The organism is Flavisolibacter ginsenosidimutans, assembly GCF_007970805.1.
Taxonomy (GTDB): domain Bacteria; phylum Bacteroidota; class Bacteroidia; order Chitinophagales; family Chitinophagaceae; genus Flavisolibacter; species Flavisolibacter ginsenosidimutans.
In genome coordinates, this window is sequence record NZ_CP042433.1 from 3,656,528 (window position 1) to 3,681,504 (window position 24,977).

The 24,977-nt window shown below is 46.9% G+C and carries 23 protein-coding genes; 14 read left to right on the forward strand and 9 right to left on the reverse strand.

The annotated features are described in order from the left end of the window. Window positions 1-97: 97 nt before the first annotated feature. From FSB75_RS15460 to FSB75_RS15475, 4 genes are read left to right on the forward strand one after another with little or no spacing between them, the layout of a single operon-like run. Complete coding sequence (locus tag FSB75_RS15460; protein ID WP_146789341.1) at window positions 98-388, forward strand: nucleotidyltransferase family protein; 291 nt, start codon at window positions 98-100, stop codon at window positions 386-388. Then, window positions 381-731 carry a HepT-like ribonuclease domain-containing protein gene (locus FSB75_RS15465; protein WP_146789343.1) on the forward strand — a complete coding sequence of 117 codons (351 nt, stop codon included), beginning with the start codon at window positions 381-383 and terminating at the stop codon, window positions 729-731. The genes FSB75_RS15460 and FSB75_RS15465 overlap by 8 nt, the downstream gene beginning before the upstream one ends. A gap of 8 nt (window positions 732-739) precedes the next feature. Then, window positions 740-1,492, forward strand: a complete 753-nt coding sequence (locus tag FSB75_RS15470; RefSeq protein ID WP_146789345.1) for a sterol desaturase family protein — start codon at window positions 740-742, stop codon at window positions 1,490-1,492. Between the two features lie 3 nt (window positions 1,493-1,495). Next, on the forward strand, window positions 1,496-2,146 hold the full coding sequence (locus FSB75_RS15475; RefSeq protein ID WP_146789347.1) for a DsbA family protein: 651 nt from the start codon (window positions 1,496-1,498) through the stop codon (window positions 2,144-2,146). A 148-nt stretch (window positions 2,147-2,294) separates the two neighbouring features. Here FSB75_RS15475 and FSB75_RS15480 read toward each other — a convergent pair whose 3' ends face one another. Continuing rightward, window positions 2,295-5,237: a TonB-dependent receptor gene (locus FSB75_RS15480; RefSeq protein ID WP_146789349.1), complete on the reverse strand. Its 2,943-nt coding sequence runs from the start codon at window positions 5,235-5,237 to the stop codon at window positions 2,295-2,297. Window positions 5,238-5,612: 375 nt separating this feature from the next. Here FSB75_RS15480 and FSB75_RS15485 point away from each other — a divergent pair, with 375 nt between their 5' ends. From FSB75_RS15485 to FSB75_RS15495, 3 genes are all read left to right on the forward strand, one after another. After that, on the forward strand, window positions 5,613-6,146 hold the full coding sequence (locus tag FSB75_RS15485; RefSeq protein WP_146789351.1) for a DUF5606 family protein: 534 nt from the start codon (window positions 5,613-5,615) through the stop codon (window positions 6,144-6,146). After that, a complete protein-coding gene (locus tag FSB75_RS15490; protein WP_227990603.1) occupies window positions 6,147-7,991 on the forward strand; it encodes a M3 family oligoendopeptidase in 1,845 nt (614 codons plus the stop codon). Between the two features lie 116 nt (window positions 7,992-8,107). Beyond that, entirely contained in the window at window positions 8,108-10,522 is a 2,415-nt protein-coding gene (locus FSB75_RS15495) for an alpha/beta hydrolase family protein (protein ID WP_146789353.1), read from the forward strand. A gap of 130 nt (window positions 10,523-10,652) precedes the next feature. Here the strand turns inward: FSB75_RS15495 and FSB75_RS15500 are convergent, their stop codons facing one another. Together FSB75_RS15500 and FSB75_RS15505 are read right to left on the reverse strand one after the other, a co-directional pair. Beyond that, window positions 10,653-11,087, reverse strand: coding sequence for a Fur family transcriptional regulator (locus tag FSB75_RS15500; protein ID WP_146789355.1), 435 nt, complete (start codon window positions 11,085-11,087; stop codon window positions 10,653-10,655). Further along, window positions 11,087-11,695 (reverse strand): SCO family protein, encoded by a 609-nt coding sequence (locus tag FSB75_RS15505; RefSeq protein WP_146789357.1) that lies wholly within the window; start codon window positions 11,693-11,695, stop codon window positions 11,087-11,089. Before FSB75_RS15505 ends, FSB75_RS15500 begins: the two co-directional genes overlap by 1 nt. A gap of 107 nt (window positions 11,696-11,802) precedes the next feature. Between FSB75_RS15505 and FSB75_RS15510 the strand changes: the two genes are divergently transcribed. Next, window positions 11,803-12,225, forward strand: a complete 423-nt coding sequence (locus FSB75_RS15510) for a YybH family protein (RefSeq protein ID WP_146789359.1) — start codon at window positions 11,803-11,805, stop codon at window positions 12,223-12,225. A 70-nt stretch (window positions 12,226-12,295) separates the two neighbouring features. On the opposite strand, the gene FSB75_RS15515 is transcribed toward FSB75_RS15510, so the two are convergent. Together FSB75_RS15515 and FSB75_RS15520 are read right to left on the reverse strand one after the other, a co-directional pair. Then, window positions 12,296-12,535 (reverse strand): hypothetical protein, encoded by a 240-nt coding sequence (locus tag FSB75_RS15515; protein WP_146789361.1) that lies wholly within the window; start codon window positions 12,533-12,535, stop codon window positions 12,296-12,298. Between the two features lie 163 nt (window positions 12,536-12,698). Continuing rightward, window positions 12,699-13,469: a glycoside hydrolase family 25 protein gene (locus FSB75_RS15520; protein WP_146789363.1), complete on the reverse strand. Its 771-nt coding sequence runs from the start codon at window positions 13,467-13,469 to the stop codon at window positions 12,699-12,701. 193 nt (window positions 13,470-13,662) lie between these two features. On the opposite strand from FSB75_RS15520, the gene FSB75_RS15525 reads away from it, so the two are divergent. Further along, on the forward strand, window positions 13,663-14,916 hold the full coding sequence (locus FSB75_RS15525) for a pyridoxal phosphate-dependent aminotransferase (RefSeq protein WP_146789365.1): 1,254 nt from the start codon (window positions 13,663-13,665) through the stop codon (window positions 14,914-14,916). Here the strand turns inward: FSB75_RS15525 and FSB75_RS15530 are convergent. Continuing rightward, window positions 14,913-15,155 (reverse strand): hypothetical protein, encoded by a 243-nt coding sequence (locus tag FSB75_RS15530; RefSeq protein WP_146789367.1) that lies wholly within the window; start codon window positions 15,153-15,155, stop codon window positions 14,913-14,915. The genes FSB75_RS15525 and FSB75_RS15530 overlap by 4 nt on opposite strands. 211 nt (window positions 15,156-15,366) lie before the next feature. Between FSB75_RS15530 and FSB75_RS15535 the strand changes: the two genes are divergently transcribed. Continuing rightward, a complete protein-coding gene (locus FSB75_RS15535; protein ID WP_146789369.1) occupies window positions 15,367-16,479 on the forward strand; it encodes a glycosyltransferase in 1,113 nt (370 codons plus the stop codon). Between the two features lie 178 nt (window positions 16,480-16,657). On the opposite strand, the gene FSB75_RS15540 is transcribed toward FSB75_RS15535, so the two are convergent. Then, window positions 16,658-17,314: a ribonuclease HII gene (locus tag FSB75_RS15540; protein ID WP_146792000.1), complete on the reverse strand. Its 657-nt coding sequence runs from the start codon at window positions 17,312-17,314 to the stop codon at window positions 16,658-16,660. A 144-nt stretch (window positions 17,315-17,458) separates the two neighbouring features. Here FSB75_RS15540 and FSB75_RS15545 point away from each other — a divergent pair, with 144 nt between their 5' ends. Further along, window positions 17,459-18,430: a c-type cytochrome gene (locus FSB75_RS15545; protein WP_146789371.1), complete on the forward strand. Its 972-nt coding sequence runs from the start codon at window positions 17,459-17,461 to the stop codon at window positions 18,428-18,430. A 92-nt stretch (window positions 18,431-18,522) separates the two neighbouring features. Here the strand turns inward: FSB75_RS15545 and FSB75_RS15550 are convergent, their stop codons facing one another. Then, the gene (locus FSB75_RS15550) at window positions 18,523-19,221 is read right to left on the reverse strand and encodes a twin-arginine translocation signal domain-containing protein (protein ID WP_146789373.1); all 699 of its coding nucleotides are present in this window, start codon (window positions 19,219-19,221) and stop codon (window positions 18,523-18,525) included. Between the two features lie 135 nt (window positions 19,222-19,356). Between FSB75_RS15550 and FSB75_RS15555 the strand changes: the two genes are divergently transcribed. From FSB75_RS15555 to FSB75_RS15565, 3 genes are all read left to right on the forward strand, one after another. Further along, window positions 19,357-19,770 carry a DsrE family protein gene (locus FSB75_RS15555; protein ID WP_146789375.1) on the forward strand — a complete coding sequence of 138 codons (414 nt, stop codon included), beginning with the start codon at window positions 19,357-19,359 and terminating at the stop codon, window positions 19,768-19,770. Window positions 19,771-19,881: 111 nt separating this feature from the next. Next, window positions 19,882-20,970 carry a COX15/CtaA family protein gene (locus FSB75_RS15560; protein ID WP_172623169.1) on the forward strand — a complete coding sequence of 363 codons (1,089 nt, stop codon included), beginning with the start codon at window positions 19,882-19,884 and terminating at the stop codon, window positions 20,968-20,970. 130 nt (window positions 20,971-21,100) lie between these two features. Next, complete coding sequence (locus tag FSB75_RS15565) at window positions 21,101-23,416, forward strand: patatin-like phospholipase family protein (RefSeq protein ID WP_146789377.1); 2,316 nt, start codon at window positions 21,101-21,103, stop codon at window positions 23,414-23,416. A gap of 83 nt (window positions 23,417-23,499) precedes the next feature. Here the strand turns inward: FSB75_RS15565 and FSB75_RS15570 are convergent, their stop codons facing one another. After that, window positions 23,500-24,603 carry a T9SS type A sorting domain-containing protein gene (locus tag FSB75_RS15570; protein ID WP_146789379.1) on the reverse strand — a complete coding sequence of 368 codons (1,104 nt, stop codon included), beginning with the start codon at window positions 24,601-24,603 and terminating at the stop codon, window positions 23,500-23,502. Window positions 24,604-24,977 lie beyond the last annotated feature (374 nt).

Below are 24,977 nucleotides of genomic sequence, written 5' to 3' on the forward strand. Positions count from 1 at the left end.
GGATTGATTATTTTGAAGATTCGTTAATTGTTGACGTAAACGTTGAAATGCGTTGGCTTGTGTAGCTTACCTGGGAAATGCTGAATAAATTTGCAGTATGGACAAGGCAACCATTTTATCGGAGTTGAAGCGGGTAAAACCGGATTTGGCACAACGCTACGGCCTTACGGAATTAGCACTCTTTGGCTCGTACAGCAGAGGCGAACAAACCGCGCAAAGTGATATTGATTTGATGGTAGATTTTGAAAAGCCTCATTTCAACAAATTTTTTGATTGCGTCTTTATGTTGAAAGACTTGTTTAAAGAAAAAGAAGTACAGGTTGTTTCAAAAGGGGGCATCAAACCGCAATACTTTCAAGCCATTAAACCGGACCTGCTTTATGCCTAAACGCGAAGACGGTTTGCTGCTTCTTGATATCCACGGAGCAGGGAGCAAAATTCTTCTTTTCACCACAGGCTATTCATTTGACGATTACATGGCAGACGAACGAACGAAAGACGCGGTTGTTCGAAATTTTGAAATCATTGGCGAGGCAGCACGCAATTTATCAACGGTTATAACTGAAGCCAATCCGCAAGTTGAATGGAAGAAGATAATTGGCTTTCGAAACATTCTTGTTCACGATTACTTTGGAATAGATCATCGGATTGTATGGACAGCAATTCAAGATTTTCTTCCTGATACAATCAAAGCCATTCAAAAAATTATCGAAACAACGAAAGGCAAGTAACATCGCCCATGCTTCACGAATACCTAAAATATCTCAACACCATCGGCAGCCGTTACTTTATTATAGCAGGTCTTGCCTTTCTGTTGTTTTACGTTTTGCTGAAAAACATCGGGCGGTTTAAAAAGCTGCAACCAAAAGCACCCAAGCTGGATGATTATGCAAGAGAGATGGGCTACTCGGTCATGACCATCTGCATCTTTGCGGCCGCGCCGGTTGTGCTTTTAAACATTCCTTCCATTGCAAGACACACCACGTTTTACCGCAACATCAGCACGCACGGATGGCTTTATTTCTTCCTTGCTTTTCCGCTGATGTTTCTTATTCACGACACGTATTTCTATTGGACGCACCGACTGATGCACCACAAAAAGTTGTTCAAAGCCTTTCATTTGGTGCATCACAAATCCACCAATCCTTCACCGTGGGCGGCGTATTCGTTTCACCCGCTAGAAGCTTTTGTTGAAGTAGGCATCTTCCCCGTTTTTCTGTTTACCATCCCCGTTCACTTCTGGCACCTTTTTATCTTTTTCTTTTTCATGATTGTGTACAACGTGTACGGTCATTTGGGCTATGAACTTTATCCGGCGGGGTTCAACAAAAACCGCATCGGCAAATGGATTAACACGTCCACAAGTCACAACCAGCACCACCAGTTTTTTAAAGGCAATTACGGCTTGTACTTTACGTTTTGGGACCGGGTGATGGGAACCCTGCGAAGCGATTACGACAGGCGATTTGACGAAATAACAAAAAGGAGATAAGACATGAAACCGTTGCTGATTTATTGTTACGATGCGTATTGCGGCTGGTGTTACGGCTTCAGCAAAGTCATTGTGCGCATTGAAGAAGAATACCGCGACAAGTTTGATTTCGACGTTTTTTCCGGCGGCATGATACTGCCCGAAAAGCCGCAGCACTTTGCATCAATGGCGAAATACATTCAGGGTGCTTACAAGCGAGTGGAAGAATTAACGGGTATAAAATTCGGAGATGATTTTTTGTGGCACGTCTTTCATCCCGATGAAACCGACTGGTTTCCTTCCTCTGAAATGCCCGCGATTGCGCTGTGCATCATGAAGGAATATCATCCCGACAAAGCCGTGCAGATGGCAAGCGATTTACAGTATGCATTGAATTACGAGGGAAGAGATTTAACCGACGGCGAAGCCTATCGTCACCTGTTGCCCAAGTACAACATTCCCGAAGAAGCGTTTTACACGAAACTCAAAAGTGAAGAATACAAAGAGAAAGCTCACTACGAATTTGCCCTGGTCAAACAATTACAGGTAACGGGTTTTCCCACCGTGCTTGCTCAAGTCAGCGATTCAAAATTTTATTTACTGGCGCAAGGATATACTGATTATGAAACATTGAAAGAACGAATTGAAAAAGTATTGTCTGAGCCAGATGTCTGAACCTCGATTGGGGTGGATTTTGAGGATTAGCAGAAAATCAAACCATCTTTATAAAGCAAGAGTCGTTCAATAATGAACGACTCTTTTTATTCCGATTAATCCATTTAATCCACCCCAATCGCGGTTCAAACAATCACGGTTCGACATTTTAGAACCGCGGGCCGTCGCCAAAATTTCTTCCGCCTTCACCGCGGTTCATCGCCCTGGCGGAAGCCGTTCCAAAATTGCGCAGGTTATAAGTAAACGTGAGCAGCAGGTATTGACGTAGCACGGTGCTTTGCACGTCTTCAATGTACGTTTCGGTTACGTTGCGGGTGATGCTTTGGTTTTGCCGCAGCAGGTCAAACACGCTCAGTTTTAATTCGCCTTTGCGGTCTTTCAAAAACTTTTTGCCCGCCGACATGTTCCAAAGCGTGTAGTTCTGGTTGTAGCCTTGCGTTAAGCCGTTGTATAATTGATTGCTGATGTCGTTCTGAAAAAACCAGCCGTTTTTCGACAAGAGGTTTAATTGCACACCGGCCACGTGCTGAAAATAGCTGTCATTGTACTGCGGCTGAATGTCATTCTCCGCCTTGTTAAAATTAGCCGTGTACGAAACCGTAAAGTCAACGTACTGGCTGATATTGCTGGCAATGACAGCGCCGGCTGTGTACGTGGTGTTTCTTGAAATATTGGTAACACCGTTGATGCTTCCCGGCAGGCGGCTAAAGGTTACGCCGCCGTTCAGGTTAACGTTTGATTTAATGACGTGCATCGGAAACGCAAAGGTGAGAAAGGAACGTACGCTGCGATAACCATCAAGGTTTACCGGTACCGTTAATTGTTCGCCTGCCGACAAGGGAATTTGCCGGTTGTTAATATGAACCGCTATATCTCTGGTTGTTGAATCAATGTACGTAGCGTTGGAAATATAGTCGTTGGCGGTTTGGTAAAACAAGTTGGCCACAAACAAAATTCCTTTCGTAGGATTTGTGTACGTATAGCGTCCGTTCACTGTGTTGGACAACTGCTGTTTTAAGTCAGGATTGCCGGCCGTAATGTAAGGCCGGTTGGTGACGTCAACGACATCGGAAAGCTGCGTAACCGAAGGGTTGTTTGTGTTGGCTCGGTAGAACAGCCGCACGCTGCTTCGCGTAGAAAGTTTTAAGCGCACCATGGCATTGGGCAAAACGTTTGAAAACGATTTGTTCACGTTCAACGCCCTTGGAAAAGTTTGGTCGCTCAGCAGGTTGTTGTGCTGGTAATTAGCGCCGAAAGAAAGCTGGTTGTCCCTGTCGCCGTAGCGGTAGGCAAGACCGGCACTTTGCGTTTTTGTAGTGTTGTCAAAACGGTTGGAAAGTGTTGTGTCAAAGAGTGTGTATTTGCCGTTGGCGTCGTTGCGAAAGGCTTGCTGATCGGCCTTGCTTTTTGAATAAGACGGACTGTAATTGACTTGCAGTTGCGATTTCAGTCCCAGCGGCTCTGTGTAAACAAGGTTTGCCGAAAGCTGGTAGCCGTTGCTGTTCTGATCGGTGAAGCGGTTGTTTACAGTGTCGCGCCAGTTGTTTAACGAATCAAAGCGGCGCTGAAGGCTGTTGGTGTACGTACCGCCCGTTCGGTCGTTTGAAGACGTGTTCAGGTTAATGGAAAACGTTCTTCCGCGTTTGGCAAAGGAGTGACGGTAAAGAATGGTGTTGTTTAAATTATTGCCCGTGCGGTTGCTGTTGGTGTTGTTGGTTGTTGCGCCAATGTTTTTGGTTCCGGCAATACTGTTGGTGGTAACGGTTTGATTCGAATTGTTGTTTTGAAAACTTAGATTGGGCATAAAAAGAATTTGGTTGGCCGAATCCAATTTCCATTCAATCCGCATGTTTACGCGGTTGTTGTTGTTGTTGCTTGAGCTGTTGGTTGCCTGGTTGTACACCGTCCCCGAATAATACTGCTGGCTGGAAGTCGAGTTGGTGGTGTTGCCCGTGTTGTTAAAGAAATAACTGCCGGTAACGGTTAGCTTTTTCCCCCACATGTCGGAATAGTTAATACCGAAAGCATTTGTCTTGTTAATGCCCGCCTGCTGACCCACCAAAAAGTTTGCGTTACTTCCAAAACCACCAAAATTTCCACCGCCGCCAAAGCCGCCGCTGCCTTGCCCGCGGTTGCCACCGCCACCGCCTCTTGCGCCACGTGGTCCGCCGCCACCACCGCCGCCGCGTTGTGCGTTGGAGGTTACGCCCAACAAATCCTGTTGCGAAAAATTTTGCTGGTTTACGTTGTTGAAATTGCCGACAACAGAAATGCGCCGGTTGTTTTTAAAGATGGTTGCGTTGCCGCCCGCAGCGTACCGGTCATCGGTGCCGTAGCCCGCAAACACGCGGCCATACTGGCCGTTGCGCATATTGGCCTTGGTAACAATGTTAATGCTTTTGGTAGCGCTGCCATCGTCAAAACCGGTGAAAGCCGCCTGGTCGCTAAGACGGTCGAAGACTTGAATTTTGTCCACGATCTCTGCGGGTAAATTTCGCAGTGCGGCCGTCGCATCATCGCCAAATAAATCGCGACCGTCAATAGTGACTTTCTGCACCACATCGCCCTGCGCTTTTACTTGTCCGTTTTCAACGGTAATGCCCGGCATTTTTTTCACCAGGTCTTCGGTTGATGCATCGGGATTTACTTTGTATTGGCTGGCGTCCATTTGAAGCGTATCAGCCTTTTGCACCGCCGGCGGCACCCGTGACGTAATAACTACTGTAGCCAAATCTTTAGACGAACCCGGAACCAACGTAACAGACAAGTTCATAATGCCCATGCCGGTTGAATCAAGACGAACATTGCTGGAATCAAGGCGAATGCTTCGTATCACGTCGCCGTAACCCACGAAGGAAACGGAAAGCAGAAAACTGTCTTTGGAAAGATTTTGAAAAGAAAAACGGCCGGCCGCATCGCTTAAGGCAGTGCGGGCAAACGAAGAGTCCGTCAGGCTTTTCAGCTTCACGCTGGCACCGCTTAAAACCGTTCCGGCTTGCTGGTCTTTCACGGTTCCGCTGAGGGTATATTGTGCGTACAAAGCTTGTCCAACAAACAACACAATGATCAAGGGTAAAATTCGTCTGTACATAAGATGTATTAAAAAACCAAAGACAAAAGTCCGTAAAAATGATGCCGCGCAACGCAGCGCACAGGTTAATTAAGGCTAATAAAACCGCTTAGCTAATGTGCTGATGTGAAGATTAGCAGCTTGACTTGCGTCAGCGTGAAGACATGCCCTTGCCTTGTTCAGAAAAAATTTCGTACGGAGCAAAGAAGACAAGGATTTGCTCAATAGCGAACCGAACGTACAAGAGTGCGACGCAACGTAAGCTGAATGGATAGACGAACTTCTGGCTTATAAAACATGACGCCGTTCCAAGAATGGCCGAAGAACAAAACTTTCTTGGGCTTGCGTCGCCCTTTAAGATGCAGGAGGTATCTTTGACGCCCAAAATATTTTTGTATGGAGTATAGCAGAATTGTTGCCGTAACCGGAATGCCGGGATTGTACGAGATCGTTAGCAGCAAAAGCGACGGCGCTGTGGTGCGTTCGCTTGAGGACGGAAGCACCAAGTTTGTTTCGAGCCGCGTGCACAATTTGTCGCACCTCGAAAGCATTGAGATTTACACAACCGGCGAAAACACTTCTCTGTCGGATGTTTTTGCCGCCATGAAAAATAACGGCGAGGCAAAGCCGGATGTGAAAGACAACAAAGCCCTGCGGGCTTACTTTGAAAAAGTTTATCCCGAGATGGATTTTGACCGCGTGTACACCAGCGATATGAAGAAGATGGTGCTTTGGTTTAGCGTTCTGGAAAAACACGACATTGACTTTACGCCGCAGGAAAATGAAACCGAAGAAGGCGAGGAAAAGAACGTAGCCGATACGCTTGAAGCCGCTGGCGAAAAAGTGGTGCTTGACGTAGCGCCTGATACCGTTCCGGAAGCCGCAGAAACAAAGACTACCAAGGGAAGAAAGAAGAAAAGCGAAGAATAAATGACGGATGAAAGATGGCAGATGACGGCAGTGATTGAAAGTTCTGTCATCCTTCATCTGTCATCAGTCATCTTTCTGCAATCCTTAACCATAAACGATCTACGACACATGCAATACACAGCCAACATAACGAGCATTCCGCGTTCGTACCTGCCAAAGAATTTTAAGATAAGCGATTGGGCTGCGCTGGAACCATTTTTCAAAGAACTTTTGGAAAGGCCGCTTCAGTCGAAAGCTGACTTGGAAAAGTGGTTGCAAGACGTTAGCGAACTGGAAGCCGTGATCAGCGAAGACGCGGCCTGGCGTCAGATACGCATGACCTGCGATACCGAGAACAAAGAACTCGAAAATGCTTTCACGTTTTTTGTAACGGAGATTGAGCCGCGCATGAAACCTTATGCGGACAAACTCAATCGCAAGCTGGTGGAGAACGAATACACGAAAACGCTGGAAGGCGATGCGTACAAAGTGTATTTGCGCAACGTAAAAAAAAGCATCGAGCTTTTTCGCGAAGCGAACATTCCGCTGCAATCGGAGATTGCGGTGCTTGCGCAACAATACGGCGTTATCAACGGCAAGATGAGCGTGGAAGTGCAAGGCCAGGAATACACCCTGCAACAAGCCGCAAAGTTTTTGGAAAACCCGAATCGCGGGTTACGTGAAGAAGTTTACCGCAAGATTCAGGAGCGCCGCTTGCAGGACAAAGAGCAGTTGAATGATTTGTTTACAAAGCTTATTGGCCTTCGCGATAAGGTGGCAAAGAACGCAGGGTTCCAAAACTATCGCGATTACAAGTTTGCCGACCTTGGCCGCTTCGATTATACAAAAGAAGACTGCTTTCAATTTCAGGAAGCGGTAAAGACACAGGTGCGTCCGCTGGTAGATTTCATTTACGACCGCAAGCGGCAGAAGTTGGGATTGGATTCGCTTCGTCCCTGGGATACCGAAGCGGAACCAGAGGGAGTGAAGCTATTAACGCCTTTTGCCACCGGCGAAGAATTGGTAAACAAAACCATTGAATGCTTTACCCGCATGAATCCCTTTTTTGGTGAATGCCTTACCAAGATGAAAGAGATGGGACGATTGGATTTGGATTCACGCAAAGGCAAAGCACCCGGTGGTTACAATTGCCCGCTGCCCGAAACCGGTGCGCCGTTTATTTTCATGAACGCCGCGGGGCAAATGAGCGACGTGACCACGATGGTGCACGAAGGTGGCCACGCCATTCACTCCTTTCTTGCACACGAATTGCCGCTCACGGCTTTCAAAGAATACCCGATGGAGATTGCGGAAGTGGCTAGCATGACGATGGAACTTTTCAGCATGGATTATTGGGATGTTTTCTTCGACAACGAAGAAGACTTGCAAAGAGCGAAGCAACATCAACTCGAAAGAGTGATCACCATCTTTCCGTGGATTGCAACGATTGACAAGTTTCAACATTGGGTGTACGAAAATCCGAATCACACCCTGGAAGAAAGAGAAGAGAACTGGCGCAGCATTTTGAATGATTATACGTCCATTGCACTGGATGTTTCGGGGCTGGAAGAATACCGCAAGTTTAGCTGGCAACGGCAGTTGCATTTGTACGAAGTTCCGTTTTATTACATCGAATACGGCATTGCGCAATTGGGCGCTATTGGTCTTTGGAAACAGTTCAAAGAAGACAAAGACAAAGCCATCAACAATTACATCAATGCCTTGAAACTTGGCGGCACCAAAACGCTTCCGCAATTGTACGAAGCGGCCGGATTGAAGTTTAGCTTTTCACCGGATTACATCAGCGAGTTGATGTTGTTTGTGCAGGGAGAAATGGAGAAGGTGACAAGGCCGGCGGTGAAGTGAACTTCTTCAAATTAATTTTCAAAGCCTTTCCACCGCGAAAGGCTTTTTATTTTATGCTTTCTCTCGTGCTGAACTTTGTTCTCTCCTAACTTTAGTTTCTTCAAACATTCGCCATCATGAAAAAACTTTTCCTCTTTCTTTTTTTCCTTTCCTGTGCATTCGCGCAAGCACAAACCGATGCGGGCTACAAGCTGCCGCCGAAAGACATTGCCGGCTTGCTGCTGGCCAAACCCACACCGGCCGTTAGTCTCGACAGCAAAGCCGAGTGGATGCTGCTCAGCGAACGCAATCCTTATCCAACGGTTGAAGAATTGGGCCAACCCGAACTGCGCATTGCAGGCTTGCGTTTGAATCCTGCAAACTTTTCACCGAGCCGGCAAATCTTCATCAACAACTTTCGCTTGAAGAATATAAAAGCCGGAAAAGAATTTACGGTAAGCGGCCTGCCGCAAAATTTGCTGGCTTCAAACATTAGTTGGAATCCGGTGGAAAAGAAGATTGCGTTTTTAAACACAGCAGCCGACCGCGTGGATTTGTACGTGATTGACGTGGCCACGCAAAAAGCAACGAAGCTTAATAAGCAAGCGGTAAACAATACACTTGGCGCTGCTTACACGTGGATAGACGATAACACGATTTTGTATAAAGCCACAACCGCGGCACCTTCAGCAGCACCAAAGAAAAACATTACACCCAAAGGACCAGCCGTTCAGGAAAACTATGGTAAAGTCGCGCCCAGCGCTACGTTTCAAGACTTGATTAAAACGCCGTACGACGAAGAGGCGTTTCAGTTTTATGGAACCTCGCAATTGGTGAAGAATACGAATGGCGTTGAAACCCAAATCGGTTCACCGGCCATTTATCTTTCCACGGCTTTATCGCCCGACAAACATTATCTGCTGGAAAGAATCATTCACAAACCTTTTTCTTACCTCGTCACGGTTGGTGGTTTTCCGTCTACTGTTGTAATTGCAGACATGAGCGGAAAAACGTTGAAACAATTGGCTGATCTGCCGTCGAGCGAAGGCACGCCAAGCGGTTACGACAATACGCAAAATGTTCCGCGAGGCTTTGACTGGCGCGATGACGAACCCGCAACCATCGTATGGGCGCAACCACTTGACAGCGGCTTGATCAAAAAGCAGGTTGATTATCACGATGCCGTTTATGCTTTGTCATCGCCGTTTACCGGCGAACCGAAAATGTTGTTTAAAACAACGATGCGCTATCGCGGTACAGCGTGGGGCAATCCAACGCTTGCGCTTGTGAACGAAGGCCTGCGCTCTAAACAAACGATGCGGGTGAGCCGTTACAACCCTTCCACCGGAGAAGTGGAAAAGCTGTACGACCTGAATCAAACCGATGCCTACAACAATCCCGGCGAACCGGTGACAAAGAAGAACGCTTTTGGAAGAGACGTGATCATCACCGTTGACAACGGAACAAAACTGCTGATGAACAATCCCGTTGGTTCATCGGCAAAAGGCGACCTGCCTTTTCTTGCCAAATACGATCTAACAGCGAAGAAAAACGACATCATCTGGCGTTGTCCCGAAGGAAGCTATGAGTATGTTGTTGACGTGATTGACCCGCAAACGTTGACCGTCGTTACCCGTAAAGAAACGCAAACCGATGTGCCCAATTTCTACCTTAAAGATTTGCTGCGCCGCATTGCCGACCAGCCCATCACGCAGTTTCAAAATCCATATCCACAACTGGTGGGTGTAACCAAGCAAAAAGTTTTTTACAAGCGTGCCGACGGCGTTGACCTCACCGGCGATTTGTATTTGCCCAAAGGCTACAACAAAGACAAAGACGGTCCCTTGCCGGTGGTGATGTGGGCTTATCCGCGTGAGTTTAATTCGGCGGCCGATGCCGCACAGGTACGCGGTTCGCAAAACAGATTCACAACAATCAGTTGGGCTTCGCCGGTGTTTTATGTAACGCAAGGCTATGCGGTGTTGGACAATGCCGAGATGCCGATCGTGGCCAAAGATTCTACTACAAAACCGAATGACAATTTTGTAGAACAGCTTCGATTGAATGCCGAAGCTGCAATAAATAAGTTGAGCGAAATGGGCGTAGGCGATCGCAACCGCGTAGCGGTTGGCGGTCACAGTTACGGTGCGTTTATGACGGCCAATCTTTTGGCGCATACGAACCTTTTCAAAGCCGGCATTGCCCGCAGCGGTGCGTACAACCGAACCCTTACACCCTTTGGTTTTCAAAACGAGGAACGCACTTTTTGGCAGGCGCCGGATTTATACATGAAGATGAGTCCTTTTACCTATGCCGATAAAATAAAAACGCCGCTGTTGTTGATTCACGGCGAGGCCGATGACAACCCCGGCACTTTTCCCATCAACAGCGAACGTTTGTTCAACGCCATTAAAGGCAACGGCGGCACGGTGAAATTTGTGCTGTTGCCTTACGAAGCACACAGCTATCGCGGCAAAGAAAATTTGTTGCACATGCTGGCCGAGCAAAATGCCTGGTTGGAGAAATATGTGAAAGGAGTAAAGGCTTTCTGAACCATGATTTGGTGGAGTTGAAGGATCAGAAAGAAATAGAAAATTTTTATAAGGCAAGAGTCGTTCTTTGATGAACGACTCTTTTTTTTCTGCAAAATCTTATTAATCTACCCAAGCCATGATTCGGACATCACGGTTCAGAGCACTCTTTGCAAACCCCCTTAATCACCACTTGCACGCTTTCCGCTTCGTATCCTTTTGGCAAGTCAATCTTTGGCGAAATCACATCATCCAAACAAATGGTCTTTTCGCAATTCGTGCAAACAAAATGCACGTGGTCGTCGTGATGGTGACCTTCTTCGCATTCCTTGCACAAGGCATAAAGAATAGAATTATCCGCTGTGGGAATTGAGTGAATGATGCCTTTTTCTTCAAAGGTTTGCAGGGTGCGGTAGATGGTTACGCGGTCAAAATTTTCACCAACTTTTTTTTCAATATCGCCGTGCGCAAGCGCATCGTCTTCGGCCAAAAACAACGAAAGAATTTTACGCCGGCTTTCCGTAGAGCTAAGTTGACGCCGGTGCAGAATATCGTTCAGGCGGAGGTTGCGTGTTTTTGTTTCCATCAATCGGCGAGTAATTCTTTTACATCGTCTTCGAGTGTTTTTAATTCGGAAGGTTTGAGGCCGTCGTAAATTTTTACCACGTCGCCCTTACGGTTTACCAGTGCCACAAACTGCGAGTGCAAAAAATCAACGGTATCGTTCGATACAAAATTACTGGGGTCGTCAATTTTAAAACTGTAGCGGGCCGCTTTGTATAAACTGTCCTTTCTACCCGTTAGAAAAATCCACTTGTCTGTGTTCACGTTCATCGAATCGGCGTAGCGCTTCAGGCGTGCGGCCGAGTCGCGCAGCGGGTCGGATGTAAAGGAAAGAAAGAGTACGTTGGGTGTGTTCTTCAAGGCCTCGTAAGCAGGCTTTAAATTGTTGTTCATGCGCGGGCAAACCGAAGTGCAGGTAGTAAAGAAAAAATTCACCACCGCCACTTTGCCGTTGATGTTTTCGTCGGTAAAACGCTGGCCGTTCTGGTTGGTAAATGAAAACGGCTCAACGTGACTGATAGCCGGTACCCGCTTTTTAAAATAGCCCGGCATCACTGCTTTGAGCGTGAAATAAAAACCCAGAGCCAACACCAAAAAGAACAAGGTATATACAAGAAACTTCTTCGACATACTTACAAGTGATGATACAAAGCTACCAATGGATTGGCAAACACCGGTTTTAGAACGGGTAGCACGAATTGATGCGCAAGCGAATTAACTTGCTTTAAAGATTTACCATGAGAAAAGTTCTGCCATTCCTGTTCGTTTTTGTTTCTGTAACGAGCGTTGCGCAAAAGAATGATGAAAGCAAAATCCAGCAACTTCTTTCCGTGCAAACCGAAGCCTGGAACCGCGGCGATGTAGAAGGCTTTATGCAAACCTATTGGAAGAACGATTCGCTGATGTTCATTGGCAAAAGCGGCGTTACACGGGGCTGGCAACAAACACTGGAAAATTACAAGAAAAGTTATCCCGATACGGCAGCGATGGGCAAGTTGGCGTTTGGCATCATTGGCGTTAAACAACTTTCACCCGTTTATTTTTTTGTTGTGGGCAAGTGGATGTTGAAACGAACGAAAGGTGATTTGAGCGGACACTTTACTTTGTTGCTTCAAAAAATGGCCGGGCAGTGGGTGATCGTGGCCGATCATTCATCATAACGGTTTTGTGGTTGGCATGATGTGCGCAGACGCTTTCATTCTCCTTTGCTCCTTAGCTCAGTGCGAAAAATTATTCTTTCTTCTTCCACACCTTAAACAAAAAACGAAGAAGCAAAACCAACGTCACAAAAAAGATGAAATAGAAAATGCCGTTGTACCAATCCAAGCCGTTTGTGAAATAACCCAATCGCAGGTAGAGTCCCAGCGTCATCATCAACAGGAGCCACAACGAAACCGCACCAAAGGATTTCATGATCTTCTGGAAATAAACTTTCATCTCCGGGTCCATGCCGGTATTGTATTCGTCCATGAGAGTTTGTTTACGTGTTCGCCTGTTTACAAGTCCACGCGTTGTTCTAAAGCACAAACATAGCTTATGGCAAATCCGTTGTTTATGATTTTCGTCGTGAAGACTTCTTTTTGAAAAAGCACGCCGACGGGTGAACCGGTGAACACGTAAACTTGTGAACGCTTCAGGGAACAAGCAGCGCTCTGAACGCTGCCGAGTCGCCGCTGAATACGTTAAAATCAACCTTGGCAATGATGCCGTTTACGTGGCCTTCTTCGCTGTGTTGCCAAAAATGCCAGGGCCTTGAAATGCGCGGATTGTCGGGCTGATAATAATGTGCAATCCACAAGGGGTAGTCGTCAAATTTTCCCTTTAAATACTTTTCATAAAACGTAACGTAAGTATAAATGATGGGCTTTACGCCGTAGGCCTGTTCCATCGCATCCAGCCAGGCCTGTACTTCATTTTGCAATTTGTCCACGGGCATGTTCCAGCCGCGTTCAATGTCCAGCACTGGCGGCAGGTCGCCGCTTTCGAGCTTCACGTTTTCAAAAAAGTTTTGCGCTTGTGATTTGCCGTCTTTTTTCGGATAAAAAAAATGATACGCCCCGCGAACCACGCCGGCTTCTTTTGCTTTTTTCCAGTTGCGTTTAAAATAAGGATCTACAAGGCCGGTGCCTTCGGTGGCTTTGATAAAGGCAAAACCGAGTTGCACGTTCTTTACCCGCATTTTTTTTACTTCTTGCCAGGCAATGGTGCTTTGGTAGCGGCTCACGTCAATGCCGTGAATCTCGTACTGCGTGGGAATGCTGATGCCGAATTCTTTGTAGCGGATAAAAGTGGGTTCTTTTACTTGCAGCCAAAGAAAAAACAGGTAGCCTAAAAACAGCGCTGCGGCAATGACCGTAGCCCACAGTACACGGCGAAGATTTTTGGATGCTTTTCGTTTTGCCACGGTGTGCAAATAACGAAGAAATGGAGCAAATAGTTTTCAGCGGTCGGCTATCGGCTTTCTGTTTTCAGCGACCTGAGTCAAAGCTGAAAGCCGACGGCCGATGACTGGCAGCCGCTTGGGCATCATAGAACGGGACGGAGTTCGGCCTCACCCCGAAACATTTTCCGTTACTTTTGCGGCCAACTCGAAAAAAATGAAACTGTCGCATTTATCCGAAACGCTGATCGGCTCAGAGATCGTAAAACTGGGCGGCGAAATAAGAGACCGCATTCGCAAAGGCGAACGCATTTACAACTTTACCGTTGGCGATTTTGATCCCAAGATATTTCCCATTCCAAAAGGATTGGAAGACCACATTGTAGAAGCGTACCGCGAACATTTTACCAATTATCCTCCTGGTGAAGGAAGTCTTGAACTTCGCGAAGCCTTGAGCAAATTCTCAAAACAATACCAGGGATTTGATTACGGCGTTGATGAAATTCTGGTGGCTTCGGGCGGACGTCCGCTGATCTATGCCTTGTTTCGCGCTGTGGTTGACAAAGGTGAAAAAGTATTGTATGCGGTGCCAAGCTGGAACAACAATCACTATACACATTTTGTAGAAGCCGAACACGTGGTGGTGGAAGCAAAAGCCGAAAACGGTTTTATGCCTACAGCAGATGATTTAAAGCCTTATATCCAGGATGCTTCTTTTCTGGCGCTTTGCTCACCGCAAAATCCTACCGGCACAACCTTCCGCAAAGAAGATCTTGAAGCCATTTGCCAATTGGTAGTGGATGAAAACAAGCGGCGCGGCGATGCGAAAAAATTGTACGTGATGTACGACCAAATGTATTGGCATCTCACCTACGACGGCATCAAACATTACGACCCCGTTTCCCTCAACCCCGAAATGCGGCCGTACACCATTTTCATTGACGCCATCAGCAAATGCTTTGCGGCCACGGGTGTTCGTGTTGGTTGGAGCATGGGGCCCGCAAACGTGTTGAACAAGATGAAGGCGATTCTTTCGCACGTGGGTGCCTGGGCGCCGATGCCGGAACAAAAAGGCCTCACGAAATTTTTAGGCGAAACCGAAAACATCAATAGCTATTTCACGCATTTCAAAGCCGAAGTAGAAGAAAGGCTCCGCCGCATTTACGAAGGCTTTGTGCAATTGAAAAAAGACGGTTGTCCGGTGGATGCCATTGCACCCGAAGCGGCCATCTATCTTACCATAAAAATTGACCTTGCCGGCAAACAAACGGCCGAAGGAAAGAAGTTGGAAACGCAGGCTGATGTAACGTCGTATTTGTTGCAGAACGCAGGCCTTGCCATCGTTCCGTTCTATGCCTTTGGCGCTGATAAGTCTTCGCCCTGGTACCGCTTAAGCGTGGGCACCTGCAAAAAAGAGGAGATTGACGAAATGCTGCAAAAGCTGCGCACAGCCCTGCAAGGTTTGCACTAATTTTTACTGATCAAAAAATAAAAAGGCTTTAACTCGTGCCAGGCAATGGCCTTGAGTATGGCCTTTTCTTTTTGCGTAACCTGTGTGCGTGTAACCAATTCGTGCGTGCGGCAAAAAACATCATCTCGTTCCACCCGCATCAAAATTTCGTGAAGACACTCGACTTCTTTTTGCAGAAGGTCGTCGTTATATACTTCTTCTTTATAGAGGAGGAGCAAGTCGCGGTTATAGTTTTTCATGGCTCATCTGTTTTAAATCCTATACTTTTCCGGGACATCCGCAACTGCTGCCTTTTCCAGTTCCTGAGTAGTAATTGCGGGCACAACCCGATATACCGAGAATAGTCAAGAACAGTGCCATGTAGATTATCTTCTTCATAATGGGGTTTGTAAAATAACTATTTTACCATCGCATTTCGTATAGCGCCTTGGAAAAGAAAGGAAAATTAACATGAACCGCCCGATTGCATCGCCAAAAATTTTGGTGGCGCCGCTCGATTGGGGCCTCGGACATGCAACCCGCTGCGTTCCGGTTGTCCGCGAATTGCTCCGACAAGGCTGCACGGTTTTGCTGGCCGGCGAGAGTAAGCAAAAAGCCTTATTGCAACAGGAGTTTCCACATCTTCCGTTTTTAGAATTACCCGGCTATCGTATCGAGTATGCTTCTTCGGGCTGGGGACTGGCAGCGAAAATTGTGGCGCAAATTCCCAAACTTCTTTCGGCCATGAAAGATGAACAAGAATGGCTGAAAAAAGTTGTGGAAGAAGAAAAGATTGACGCCGTGATTTCGGATAACCGTTACGGCTTGTATCATGCGGACGTGCACGCTGTTTTTGTTACGCACCAACTGCGCATCAAAGCGCCGGTGAAGCTTGCCGAAGATTTTTTGCAGGAAATGGCTTACAGTTACATCAACAAGTTTGACGAGTGCTGGGTACCCGATGCGGAAGGTAACGAGGTTTTGGCCGGCGAACTTTCGCACCCCGAAGAATTGCCGTCAATTCCGTTGCGTTACGTGGGCACCTTGTCGCGGTTCGGCAATGCGCAAATGCCCGAAAACGGAAAGTCGTTGCTGATTCTTCTTTCGGGTCCAGAGCCGCAGCGAACCTTGCTTGAAGAAAGTCTTTTAGACGAATTGAAGGAATATGAACAGCCCGTTGTTTTGGTGAGAGGTTTGCCCGGTGAAGCCGGTGAATTAAACGTGCCGGAAAACGTTTCGGTTTACAATCATTTGCCTGCGGCCGAACTGGAAGAAAAGATCAGAAATGCATCGCTTGTCATTGCCCGTTGCGGTTACAGCACCGTAATGGATCTGACCGTTTTAAAAAAGCGAAGCATTTTGATTCCAACACCCGGGCAAACAGAACAGGAATATTTAGCCGGCTATTTAATGAAGAGAAGTTTTGCTTTTTGCGTGGCGCAAAAAAAGTTCAGATTAAAAAACGCGTTAGCATTGGCTGAAAACTTTCCGTATCAATCTTTCGAAGGAAAATCAAACGGTTTGCAGGCGGCCGTTCATGCTCTAATCCGTCGCATCGAATCAAAGGAGAAATCAAATCTGTAAAAAAAATCCCGGTAATCTACGGTCACAAAAACGCCCCGATTCCGGGGCGCTCTTGTTAACCTTCAACCATTTTTTACGGCAGAACATTTGTTATGCAGCACATAAAAGACAAAACAGAGACAGTAAAACGCTGCACGGGTTTAAACGGTTTTATAAAAACAAGAAAGAAAGCGGGTAATCACTCTGCCGAAACAGCAACTTCGCTATTGAGTGAAAGGGAGTTTACGCTTGGGGTCATCGTAACCAATCGCGGCTGGCTGTAATCAAGCCGGAAGGTTTTGCGGTGGTAACGGCAGGGCCCGTATTTATCCAGCGCAGCCTGGTGTTCCTTGGTTGCGTAGCCTTTGTTTTGCGCCCAGTTGTACCGCGGATATTTGTTGTGCAGTTCTTTCATGAAATCGTCGCGGTAAGTTTTTGCCAGAACGCTGGCCGCGGCAATGGAAGCGTATTTTCCGTCGCCGCCAACAATGCATTTGTGCGGTACCCTTTTAAAGGGCGAGAACCGGTTGCCGTCAATCAGCAACAAGCCTGGTTGTGCCTGAAGTTTTTTTACGGCCAGGTGCATGGCTTTGAAGGAGGCTTTTAAAATATTCAGTTTGTCAATTTGTTTGTGATCTAATTGCGCTACAGCAAAGGCCAGCGACCGCTGCTCAATAACGGGGCGCAATTCGTTGCGCTGCTCTTCAGTAATCTGTTTCGAATCGTTTAAAAGTGGATGATAAAAGTCCTTCGGTAAAATAACGGCAGCCGCAAACACAGGCCCGGCAAGGCATCCGCGGCCTGCTTCGTCGCATCCGGCTTCTACCAAATCTTCCTGAAAAAAAGGCAACAACATCGTATTCAAAAATACGCGTAGCTTTTTTAATCATCGGTTGCCCCGCATGAATTAAAGAAAGTTTTAGCGTCCGCAGCCAATGCGTTTTCGCCTGCGAAAGACGGCCATTCAATTCTTCGTAACTTGACGTGAGAGAATTATACCATGCGTTCGCTTCGGTCATCCTGTTTTCCTTTTTTTCTTGGAATAGCTGCTTGCGGTTTTATTCTTGAAGATGCCCTGCCAGGCGCTTCACAAAAGGCAATGGTGTTGCACCAACAATACCGCGAGGACGAAGAATGGATTGCACCATCCGAATTTGAAATTCCGCCGGGAGAGGAGGGTGAATTGATACGCTACGGAAAAGAACTGGTTGCGCATACGTCAATTTACCTTGGGCCGAAAGGAGTCGTAGCGCATTTAGCCAACAGAATGAATTGTCAAAACTGCCACACCTACGCAGGCACCGAAAATTTCGCCAACCCGTTTTCTGCTGTCGCGTCAACTTATCCAAAATACAGGGAGAGAAGTGGGCGGAAGGAATCCATCGAGTCTCGGGTAAACGATTGCCTGCAACGCAGCATGAACGGCCAGACACTGGACAGTTTAAGCCACGAGATGAAGGCCATGATTGCTTACATTAAGTGGGTAGGAGGCGGGGTACCAAAGGGTGCCCGTCCAAAAGGTGCAGGCATCGAACCGTTGCCGCTTTTAAAGCGGGCGGCCGATCCGCAAAAGGGAGGAGGAGTTTTTCTTTTGCATTGCCAGCGTTGCCACGGTGAAAAGGGGCAAGGCTTGTTATCACCCGATTCGGTTTCTTATGTTTATCCGCCTTTATGGGGCGATGGAAGTTTCAATACCGCTGCAGGCATCAATCGTCTTTCTCTTTTGGCAGGCTTTATTAAAAACAACATGCCCTTTGGTGCTAATTGGAAAGAGCCGGAATTGAACAACGAAGACGCTTGGGACGTAGCGGCGTTTGTTGCCTCGCAACCGCGGCCAATAAAAAACTTCGCTGGCGATTGGAAAGACCTTTCTAAAAAACCTTTTGATTATCCTTTCGGCCCCTACGCCGATTCCTTCTCAGAACGGCAACACAAGTATGGACCGTTCGATGTAATGAAGAAAAAGAAATAAAAAATGAATAATCGGTAAGAGTGCCGTGCTTTGTATAAAATGTTTATGTTATTCAGCCATCACTCTTACCGATTATTCATCGTTCATGCTTCCTATGCTTTACAATAGGCGCACCCGTGTTCTTGTGCACGGCCTACAGCCCATACGCCAGAGGGAACAATTTGTATTTTGGGCAACACGGCAGCTTTAAATTCTTTGTAAACATTCTCTTGGCTCTGTTTGGTCATGTCGGCAACCACGGCGCTGTAAACTGTCATGGCCATGTTGCACACGCAGAACATCACGCCGCTGTCTTGCAACTCGTTTATGCCGATAGCTACATTGCCAATGCCCGGCACCTGAAAATCGCCGGCAGCAGGTTTGTAAAACGCATTGCGCATGGCCGATGCTTTTGTCTTTTCATCGTTTACCTTAAACATGTCGCCAAATTTATATTTCGCCCACAACTCGCTGTTTAACGCAAAGGGCATGGCTTCGTGGCGAAGAATAACGACAACGCTGTTGTCTTTATCGGGTGTGCCGGTCATAGAGTTTGTGATTAAAAAAACGCGTGGCCAGGCAAAAGGAAAAACGCCGTTCGGCTCCGTGGCATCAAACACAATGCGGTGCTTGCCTTTGATGTTTTTGAACCAGGCGTCAGGATCGTCTTCCGGTAGAAAACGGTCCGTGTTTTTTGCCACGGCCTGAAGCGGTGCGGCCATCCCGCCCAAACTCATAGCAGCGGCGCCGGTAGCGAGGGTGCCCAAAAAAGCCCGGCGATTGGTTGCGAGGCCGGTGTCGTTCTTTTCCATAAAAAAATTTTTTTGGTGAAGAAATCTGCTTCAAAAGTTACGAAAACAAACCGCAGACAACAATTTTATCTCTAATGTGATGTGCCGGTATTTCCGAAAAATATTTCGTAAACTTTATAGCCTAAACTCACCGGTATGAAGCCCTTTCTTTTCTTCTTGCTGCTTTTGCTTTTGGCGCCTTTTGCACGAGCGCAAAACGTTCCGTATAACGTTGTGTTTGACCTTACCAGCAAGGACACCCTCGATCACCAAGCCGTGATACGCTGGCTTAGCGGCATCAGCAGCGCACGGCCCGACGCAAAACTGGAAGTAGTGCTTTACGGCCAGTCGCTTGACATGGTGCAAAAGGAAAAATCTACCGTTGCCGCACCGCTGCTTCAATTGCTGCAAAACAAAAACGTCAGTGTAAAAGTTTGCGCGGTAGCCATGAAGCATCACAACATTGAAGCGTCGCAACTCTTGCCCGGTGTGAGCGTTGTTCCCGACGGCATTTATGAAATCATTCAACGCGAAAAAGACGGATGGGGATACATTAAGGCCGTGCATTAAACTGTTGATTGTTGTTCGTTGGCCGAAGAAAAATTAGCGGCGATACAAACAACGACCAACGGTCAACAAAATGCTTCAATGCTCCCTATCCGCGGTTAGTTTTGCGCCGCCATGTTGGAAGAAATTGTCAGCAAACGAAGCCGGCCCGTTGCCATTTGGCTGCTGGTGGGTGTGTTCATGATCATCGTTCAAATTATTCTCGGCGGCATTACCCGCTTAACCGATTCGGGTCTTTCGATTACAGAATGGCAACCCTTGCTGGGCGCCGTTCCACCAACAAACGAAGCGGAATGGAACAAGGCTTTTGAAGGGTATAAGCACATTGCGCAATTCAAACACCTGCACGCTTATTTTACTCTTGACGATTTTAAATCCATCTTTTTTTGGGAATGGCTTCATCGCTTGTGGGGACGTTTCATTGGTGTTGTTTTTATTATTCCCTTTGTTATTTTCCTCGTTCAAAAACGTTTTACAAAAGACATGATAACGCCCATGTTGATTCTTTTTTTATTGGGCGGCTTGCAAGGCCTTATTGGCTGGGTAATGGTGATGAGTGGCCTAAACGACGAAAACCTTTACGTGAGCCACATTCGCCTGGCCATTCATTTCATTACGGCCCTGGGATTGCTGGTTTATACTTTCTGGTTTGCACTTCGATTACTTGTGCAGAACAAACAAAAGATAGCTGCGCCTTCTTCCAAAAACTTATTGGGTTGGATTCTTGGTTTGCTGGTGGTGCAATTAATTTACGGTGCCTTCATGGCCGGACTGAAAGCCGCTCTGGCCGCACCAACCTGGCCTTCCATCAATGGTTATTATCTGCCGCCTTATATTGCCGTGTATCAAGGCAAAGAAGGAACTTTTTTTTCAGCGCTTGTCAACAATCCCGTTACGGTTCATTTCATTCACCGCAACATTGCGTACTTACTCACAATTCTAATTGCCGTTTGGACGGTGAAGGCCGCCAAAGAAAAACGAAGCGCTCTGTTTAACCGCCTTAAATGGATTCCGCTTTTGTTGGTGCTAACGCAGGTTGGTTTGGGCATTGCGGCCGTACTGACCAGCATAAAAAAACAGCCGCAGCAATGGGGCCTGTTTGAATGGAATGCTCAATTGCACCAGGTTGTAGCCATGCTGCTCCTGCTTTCCTTAACGGCGGTTTTCTTTCTGCACAAACAAAATAAAAGTGCAGCGGCCTGAGTTATTCTACTGTCTAACTTTAGGTGAAACGTGAGACGGCAGACGTGAAACCGTAAAATTTTTCGGATTAAAGCGGCCTGCGGTTTGACGTCTTACGCCTGTCGTCTCACGTCATTCAATTCCGCTAACCATGGAGTACTTTTCCTTTCTCCCCCGATCGTTGCAAAAAAATTTTCGCAGTACATTACAACCCTTGAAACAATCGGCGACTATTATTGAATACCTGCGCGGCACGTTTTACTCGCTGCCCGTGCAATTGCTTTTTCTGCATTTCAGAAAGTACCAGGTGCTGCTTGTTTTCTGGCTCATTTTGTTTAGCGTGGTGGGCGGCGTTTTCATGAAATCTTTTGGCGCCGAAGCGCTTTATTTGGCGCCCGAATACATGGGCAACGTGAACGCATTGGGCGCAGCAATTGTAGGTGTTGCTATCGGCATTTTTATCATGTGCTGGAACGTGACGACCTTCATTCTTTTCAGCCGCCACTTTAGTTTTCTGGCCGCTACGCAATATCCTTTTTTGAAATACTGCGTCAACAATAGCATCATCCCGTTGAGCTTTCTTGTTTTTTATTTGCTGAAGGCTTATCAGTATGCGCACTACAAAGAACTTATCGCCAACGTTGAAATCGTTTTTTTAACGGGCGGCTTTCTCATTGGCCTCTTGCTCGTCTTCATCGTTTCCTTTCTTTATTTTTTTAGTGCCGACAGAACCATTTTCAAAATTCTTCAACCGCTTTTTAGCAGCGCAAAAAATTACATCTCCACCTTGCAGCCCGAAAAGGCCAGCGGCCGTTCGCTCATTTATTCCGAGTGGTTCCTCGATTCGTTTTTTAAAGTGCGCCGTTGCCGCGACGTGTCGCACTACTCACCGGAACTGATGGAAAAAATTTTCAAGCGCCACCACTTTGCCGCGGTCATTTCGGTTTTCATCATCTATTTGTTTTTGTTGCTGATTGGCTACTTCATTGATCAGCCTTTTTTCCAGTTGCCTGCCGGCGCTTCCATCACGCTTTTGTTTGCCGTGCTTATTGGCGTTACCGGCGCCATTGTTTATTTCTTTCAAAGCTGGAGCGTGCCGGTTCTCATCCTGTTCATCTTTATGCTGAATTATCTGTACCGGATCGAATGGATTGACCCGCGCAACAAAGCCTACGGCTTAAACTACAACAACAAGAACGACTATCCTTCCTATACGCAACCCGTTTTGGACAGCATTGCCGCTTCGGCCGCCGCCGAAAACGACAAGCGAAACATGGAAACGGTTTTGGGTCGGTGGAAAGCAAAGCAAGGCGAAGAAAAGCCTTTGCTAGTGATTGTAACAACGAGCGGCGGCGGCACACGCAGCGCCACGTTTACGATGGATGTGTTGCAACGATTGGACAGCATTACGGGCGGCAGGATGATGAAGAAAACTTTTTTGTTTACGGGTGCATCCGGCGGCATGATCGGCGCATCCTACTTCCGTGAACTTTACCGGCAGCGTTTAAACAATCCATCCATTCGTTTGCAGGATGAACGCTACGTGGACAACATTGCTTCTGACCTGCTAAACCCCACGTTTACTTCGTTTGTCACTCGCGATGTGTTTGCACCGGAGCGAAAGTTTTCGGTTGGGCCTTATTCTTACTTACGCGATCGAGGCCTTGCCTTTGAAGAAGCGCTGAACAAAAACACAGAAAGGGTTTTGGACAAAAAGCTGGGCGATTACGTGACCGATGAAACGCAGGCGAACATTCCGCTGATGCTGTATCACACGCTGATTACCCGCGACGGAAAGAAGATGCTGATTGGCACGCAGCCGGTGCGCTTTATGACGCATCCATCGGTTGATTCAACCGAAAAAGCAACGGCCGACGCTATTGACTTTACATCCTTCTTTTCTAAGCAAGACCCGTACAATTTGCGGATGCTAACCGTGCTTCGGATGAACGCAACCTTTCCCGTAGTGTTGCCGAACGTGTGGATGCCGTCGGACCCGGTGATTGACGTTATGGACGGCGGCCTGCGCGACAATTACGGTGTGGAAACATCTTTGCGTTTTTTAACGCACATGCAAGGCTGGATTGAACAAAACACCCGCGGTGTGGTGCTGGTTCAAATACGCGATCGCATGGACGGCGGCTGGGACAACCCCTACGAGTTTGATGACCTGGTGCAGAACGCCACCAAGCCTTTCTTTCTGTTGCAACACAACTGGTACAAGATGATGGAGTATTTCCAAAAAGACATGGCTACGTATTTTTTGAACAACCAGCGCTATCCCGTCCACAACATCACCTTTCAATACATTCCACGACAAGAAGAACACAAAGCAGCACTCAGCTTTCACTTAACCAAGCTGGAAAAGGCGGACATTAAAGGTTCGCTTCAGTCGGACCACAACCAGGAAAGTTTTAAACGGGTGCTGGAGTTGTTTGCAGGAAAGGAAAAGAAACAACCGAAGTGATAAAGCTTCGGAATACTGCGCGGCACAAAAGGAAGAAAGCTCCCTATAGGAGCTTTCTGATCTGTCTCAATAAACAGTGTTGGTTAGTCTTTCAGGAACTTCACCACGCTACGCGTTTCACTTGTTCTTACTTCCAGCAGGTAAGTTCCTTTCATGTTTACATTCTGTAAATCTGTAGAAAGGTTATTGAGGCCTTTTTGCACGTTGAACTTTGTCTGGCAAACCTTTACGCCGTTCACGTTATAAACCGCAACATCGGCAAGACCCGCACGATCGGCATTAAAGGTGAACTGAAGGTTTTGTTTTACGGGGTTTTGCAACAGGTTAAGAGCATTGCCTTCGGCCGTTTGCTTTTTCACAAAAATTACGTTTGAGTACGACACGCTCTTGTTCTTGTTGACAATCTTCAAACGATAATAAGTTGCAGCCAACAGGCTTTCGGTGTACGAATAGCCTTCGTCGCCCTTCTTCTCTGTAGCCATTACAAAAGCAGCCGTTTTAAAAGTGCGTCCATCAGCACTTTTTTCCAGTTCAAAATAATCACCCGTTTCGTTTTCTGCTACTTGCCACTGCAGTTGCACTTGCTCGCCTTGTAAACTTGACTGGAAGTTTTTCAGGTATACAGGCAGCGGACCGCTTGCGGTTCCGTTACAGTTGTATGGTGCTGAGTAATTGTAGGCACCGGCAATGGAAATGTCATCCAGATAAACAGAGGTGTTGCCGTCGCTGCTGCCGGATATTTCAATAACGATTTTATACACGCCGCTGGCAGTGGTGGAAGCAGTAGAAAGAGACTGCGTTGTGGTTGGCGTTTGTTTGTCCAGCGCAACACTTGTCAGTGCGGTGGTCGTTCCGTTGTAAGCTTGCAGTTTAACGGCAATGCTGCGTGTAGCGTTGGTAGCGAGCTTGGTGTTGAGTTTATAATTAAACGATATGCTTGCGGCGTTCGGCAGGCTTACATACGGAGTAGAAACCACGCCGTTGGTACCGTTTGTAACCGGCAATACTTCAAGATTGTTTGCGCCGTTTACCTGGCTTGATGTAGAGAAAGCAACGCCGGAAAACTGCCAGCAGTTGCCGGTAAGTTGAGAAAGCGCCGATACAGATTCAAAGGTTTGATTGATTTGTGCGTTTACGCTAAAAAACGAGAATATAAGAACAGCAAAAAGGGTAAAAATTTGTTTCATTTCCAGGGTTTAAACAGATTAAAAATATTGTCGGCCTATAGAAGTATTGGATACAGAAAACGTTTGTGTTGGCAATAACCGTAGGAGAAGAATCAACAAGAAGGGGTGATGCTTTGGGTACGGTATTGTTTACTTGCTTTTCGGATGGTGCAGGGAAATGTACTTGCGCGAATACGATGCAAACGTAATCGTGCTTTTTCAGAATTGCAAGTGTTTTTACGAAAATATTTTTCGCCAATTCCGTATTTTCCACAAACACATGTTTCGTATAATTCTGATAATACTTGCAAGAATTACGGTGCTTCGGCCTAAGCAATCTTTTCGACCGCTGTGTTTAAGCGCTTTATAAATTAAAAGAAAGAAGCACGCCGACT

Excerpts from the sequence above, each read along its gene's own strand:
- FSB75_RS15525 (WP_146789365.1), top strand. The coding sequence starts at position 13,663 with ATGAAACTGTCGCATTTATCCGAAACGCTGATCGGCTCAGAGATCGTA.
- FSB75_RS15560 (WP_172623169.1), top strand. The coding sequence starts at position 19,882 with ATGTTGGAAGAAATTGTCAGCAAACGAAGCCGGCCCGTTGCCATTTGG.
- FSB75_RS15555 (WP_146789375.1), top strand. The coding sequence starts at position 19,357 with ATGAAGCCCTTTCTTTTCTTCTTGCTGCTTTTGCTTTTGGCGCCTTTT.
- FSB75_RS15535 (WP_146789369.1), top strand. The coding sequence starts at position 15,367 with ATGAACCGCCCGATTGCATCGCCAAAAATTTTGGTGGCGCCGCTCGAT.
- FSB75_RS15460 (WP_146789341.1), top strand. The coding sequence starts at position 98 with ATGGACAAGGCAACCATTTTATCGGAGTTGAAGCGGGTAAAACCGGAT.
- FSB75_RS15515 (WP_146789361.1), bottom strand. The coding sequence starts at position 12,535 with ATGGACGAATACAATACCGGCATGGACCCGGAGATGAAAGTTTATTTC.
- FSB75_RS15465 (WP_146789343.1), top strand. The coding sequence starts at position 381 with ATGCCTAAACGCGAAGACGGTTTGCTGCTTCTTGATATCCACGGAGCA.
- FSB75_RS15475 (WP_146789347.1), top strand. The coding sequence starts at position 1,496 with ATGAAACCGTTGCTGATTTATTGTTACGATGCGTATTGCGGCTGGTGT.
- FSB75_RS15570 (WP_146789379.1), bottom strand. The coding sequence starts at position 24,603 with ATGAAACAAATTTTTACCCTTTTTGCTGTTCTTATATTCTCGTTTTTT.
- FSB75_RS15500 (WP_146789355.1), bottom strand. The coding sequence starts at position 11,087 with ATGGAAACAAAAACACGCAACCTCCGCCTGAACGATATTCTGCACCGG.
- FSB75_RS15530 (WP_146789367.1), bottom strand. The coding sequence starts at position 15,155 with ATGAAAAACTATAACCGCGACTTGCTCCTCCTCTATAAAGAAGAAGTA.
- FSB75_RS15490 (WP_227990603.1), top strand. The coding sequence starts at position 6,147 with ATGACGGATGAAAGATGGCAGATGACGGCAGTGATTGAAAGTTCTGTC.
- FSB75_RS15545 (WP_146789371.1), top strand. The coding sequence starts at position 17,459 with ATGCGTTCGCTTCGGTCATCCTGTTTTCCTTTTTTTCTTGGAATAGCT.
- FSB75_RS15480 (WP_146789349.1), bottom strand. The coding sequence starts at position 5,237 with ATGTACAGACGAATTTTACCCTTGATCATTGTGTTGTTTGTTGGACAA.
- FSB75_RS15550 (WP_146789373.1), bottom strand. The coding sequence starts at position 19,221 with ATGGAAAAGAACGACACCGGCCTCGCAACCAATCGCCGGGCTTTTTTG.
- FSB75_RS15540 (WP_146792000.1), bottom strand. The coding sequence starts at position 17,314 with ATGTTGTTGCCTTTTTTTCAGGAAGATTTGGTAGAAGCCGGATGCGAC.
- FSB75_RS15510 (WP_146789359.1), top strand. The coding sequence starts at position 11,803 with ATGAGAAAAGTTCTGCCATTCCTGTTCGTTTTTGTTTCTGTAACGAGC.
- FSB75_RS15505 (WP_146789357.1), bottom strand. The coding sequence starts at position 11,695 with ATGTCGAAGAAGTTTCTTGTATATACCTTGTTCTTTTTGGTGTTGGCT.
- FSB75_RS15565 (WP_146789377.1), top strand. The coding sequence starts at position 21,101 with ATGGAGTACTTTTCCTTTCTCCCCCGATCGTTGCAAAAAAATTTTCGC.
- FSB75_RS15470 (WP_146789345.1), top strand. The coding sequence starts at position 740 with ATGCTTCACGAATACCTAAAATATCTCAACACCATCGGCAGCCGTTAC.
- FSB75_RS15495 (WP_146789353.1), top strand. The coding sequence starts at position 8,108 with ATGAAAAAACTTTTCCTCTTTCTTTTTTTCCTTTCCTGTGCATTCGCG.
- FSB75_RS15485 (WP_146789351.1), top strand. The coding sequence starts at position 5,613 with ATGGAGTATAGCAGAATTGTTGCCGTAACCGGAATGCCGGGATTGTAC.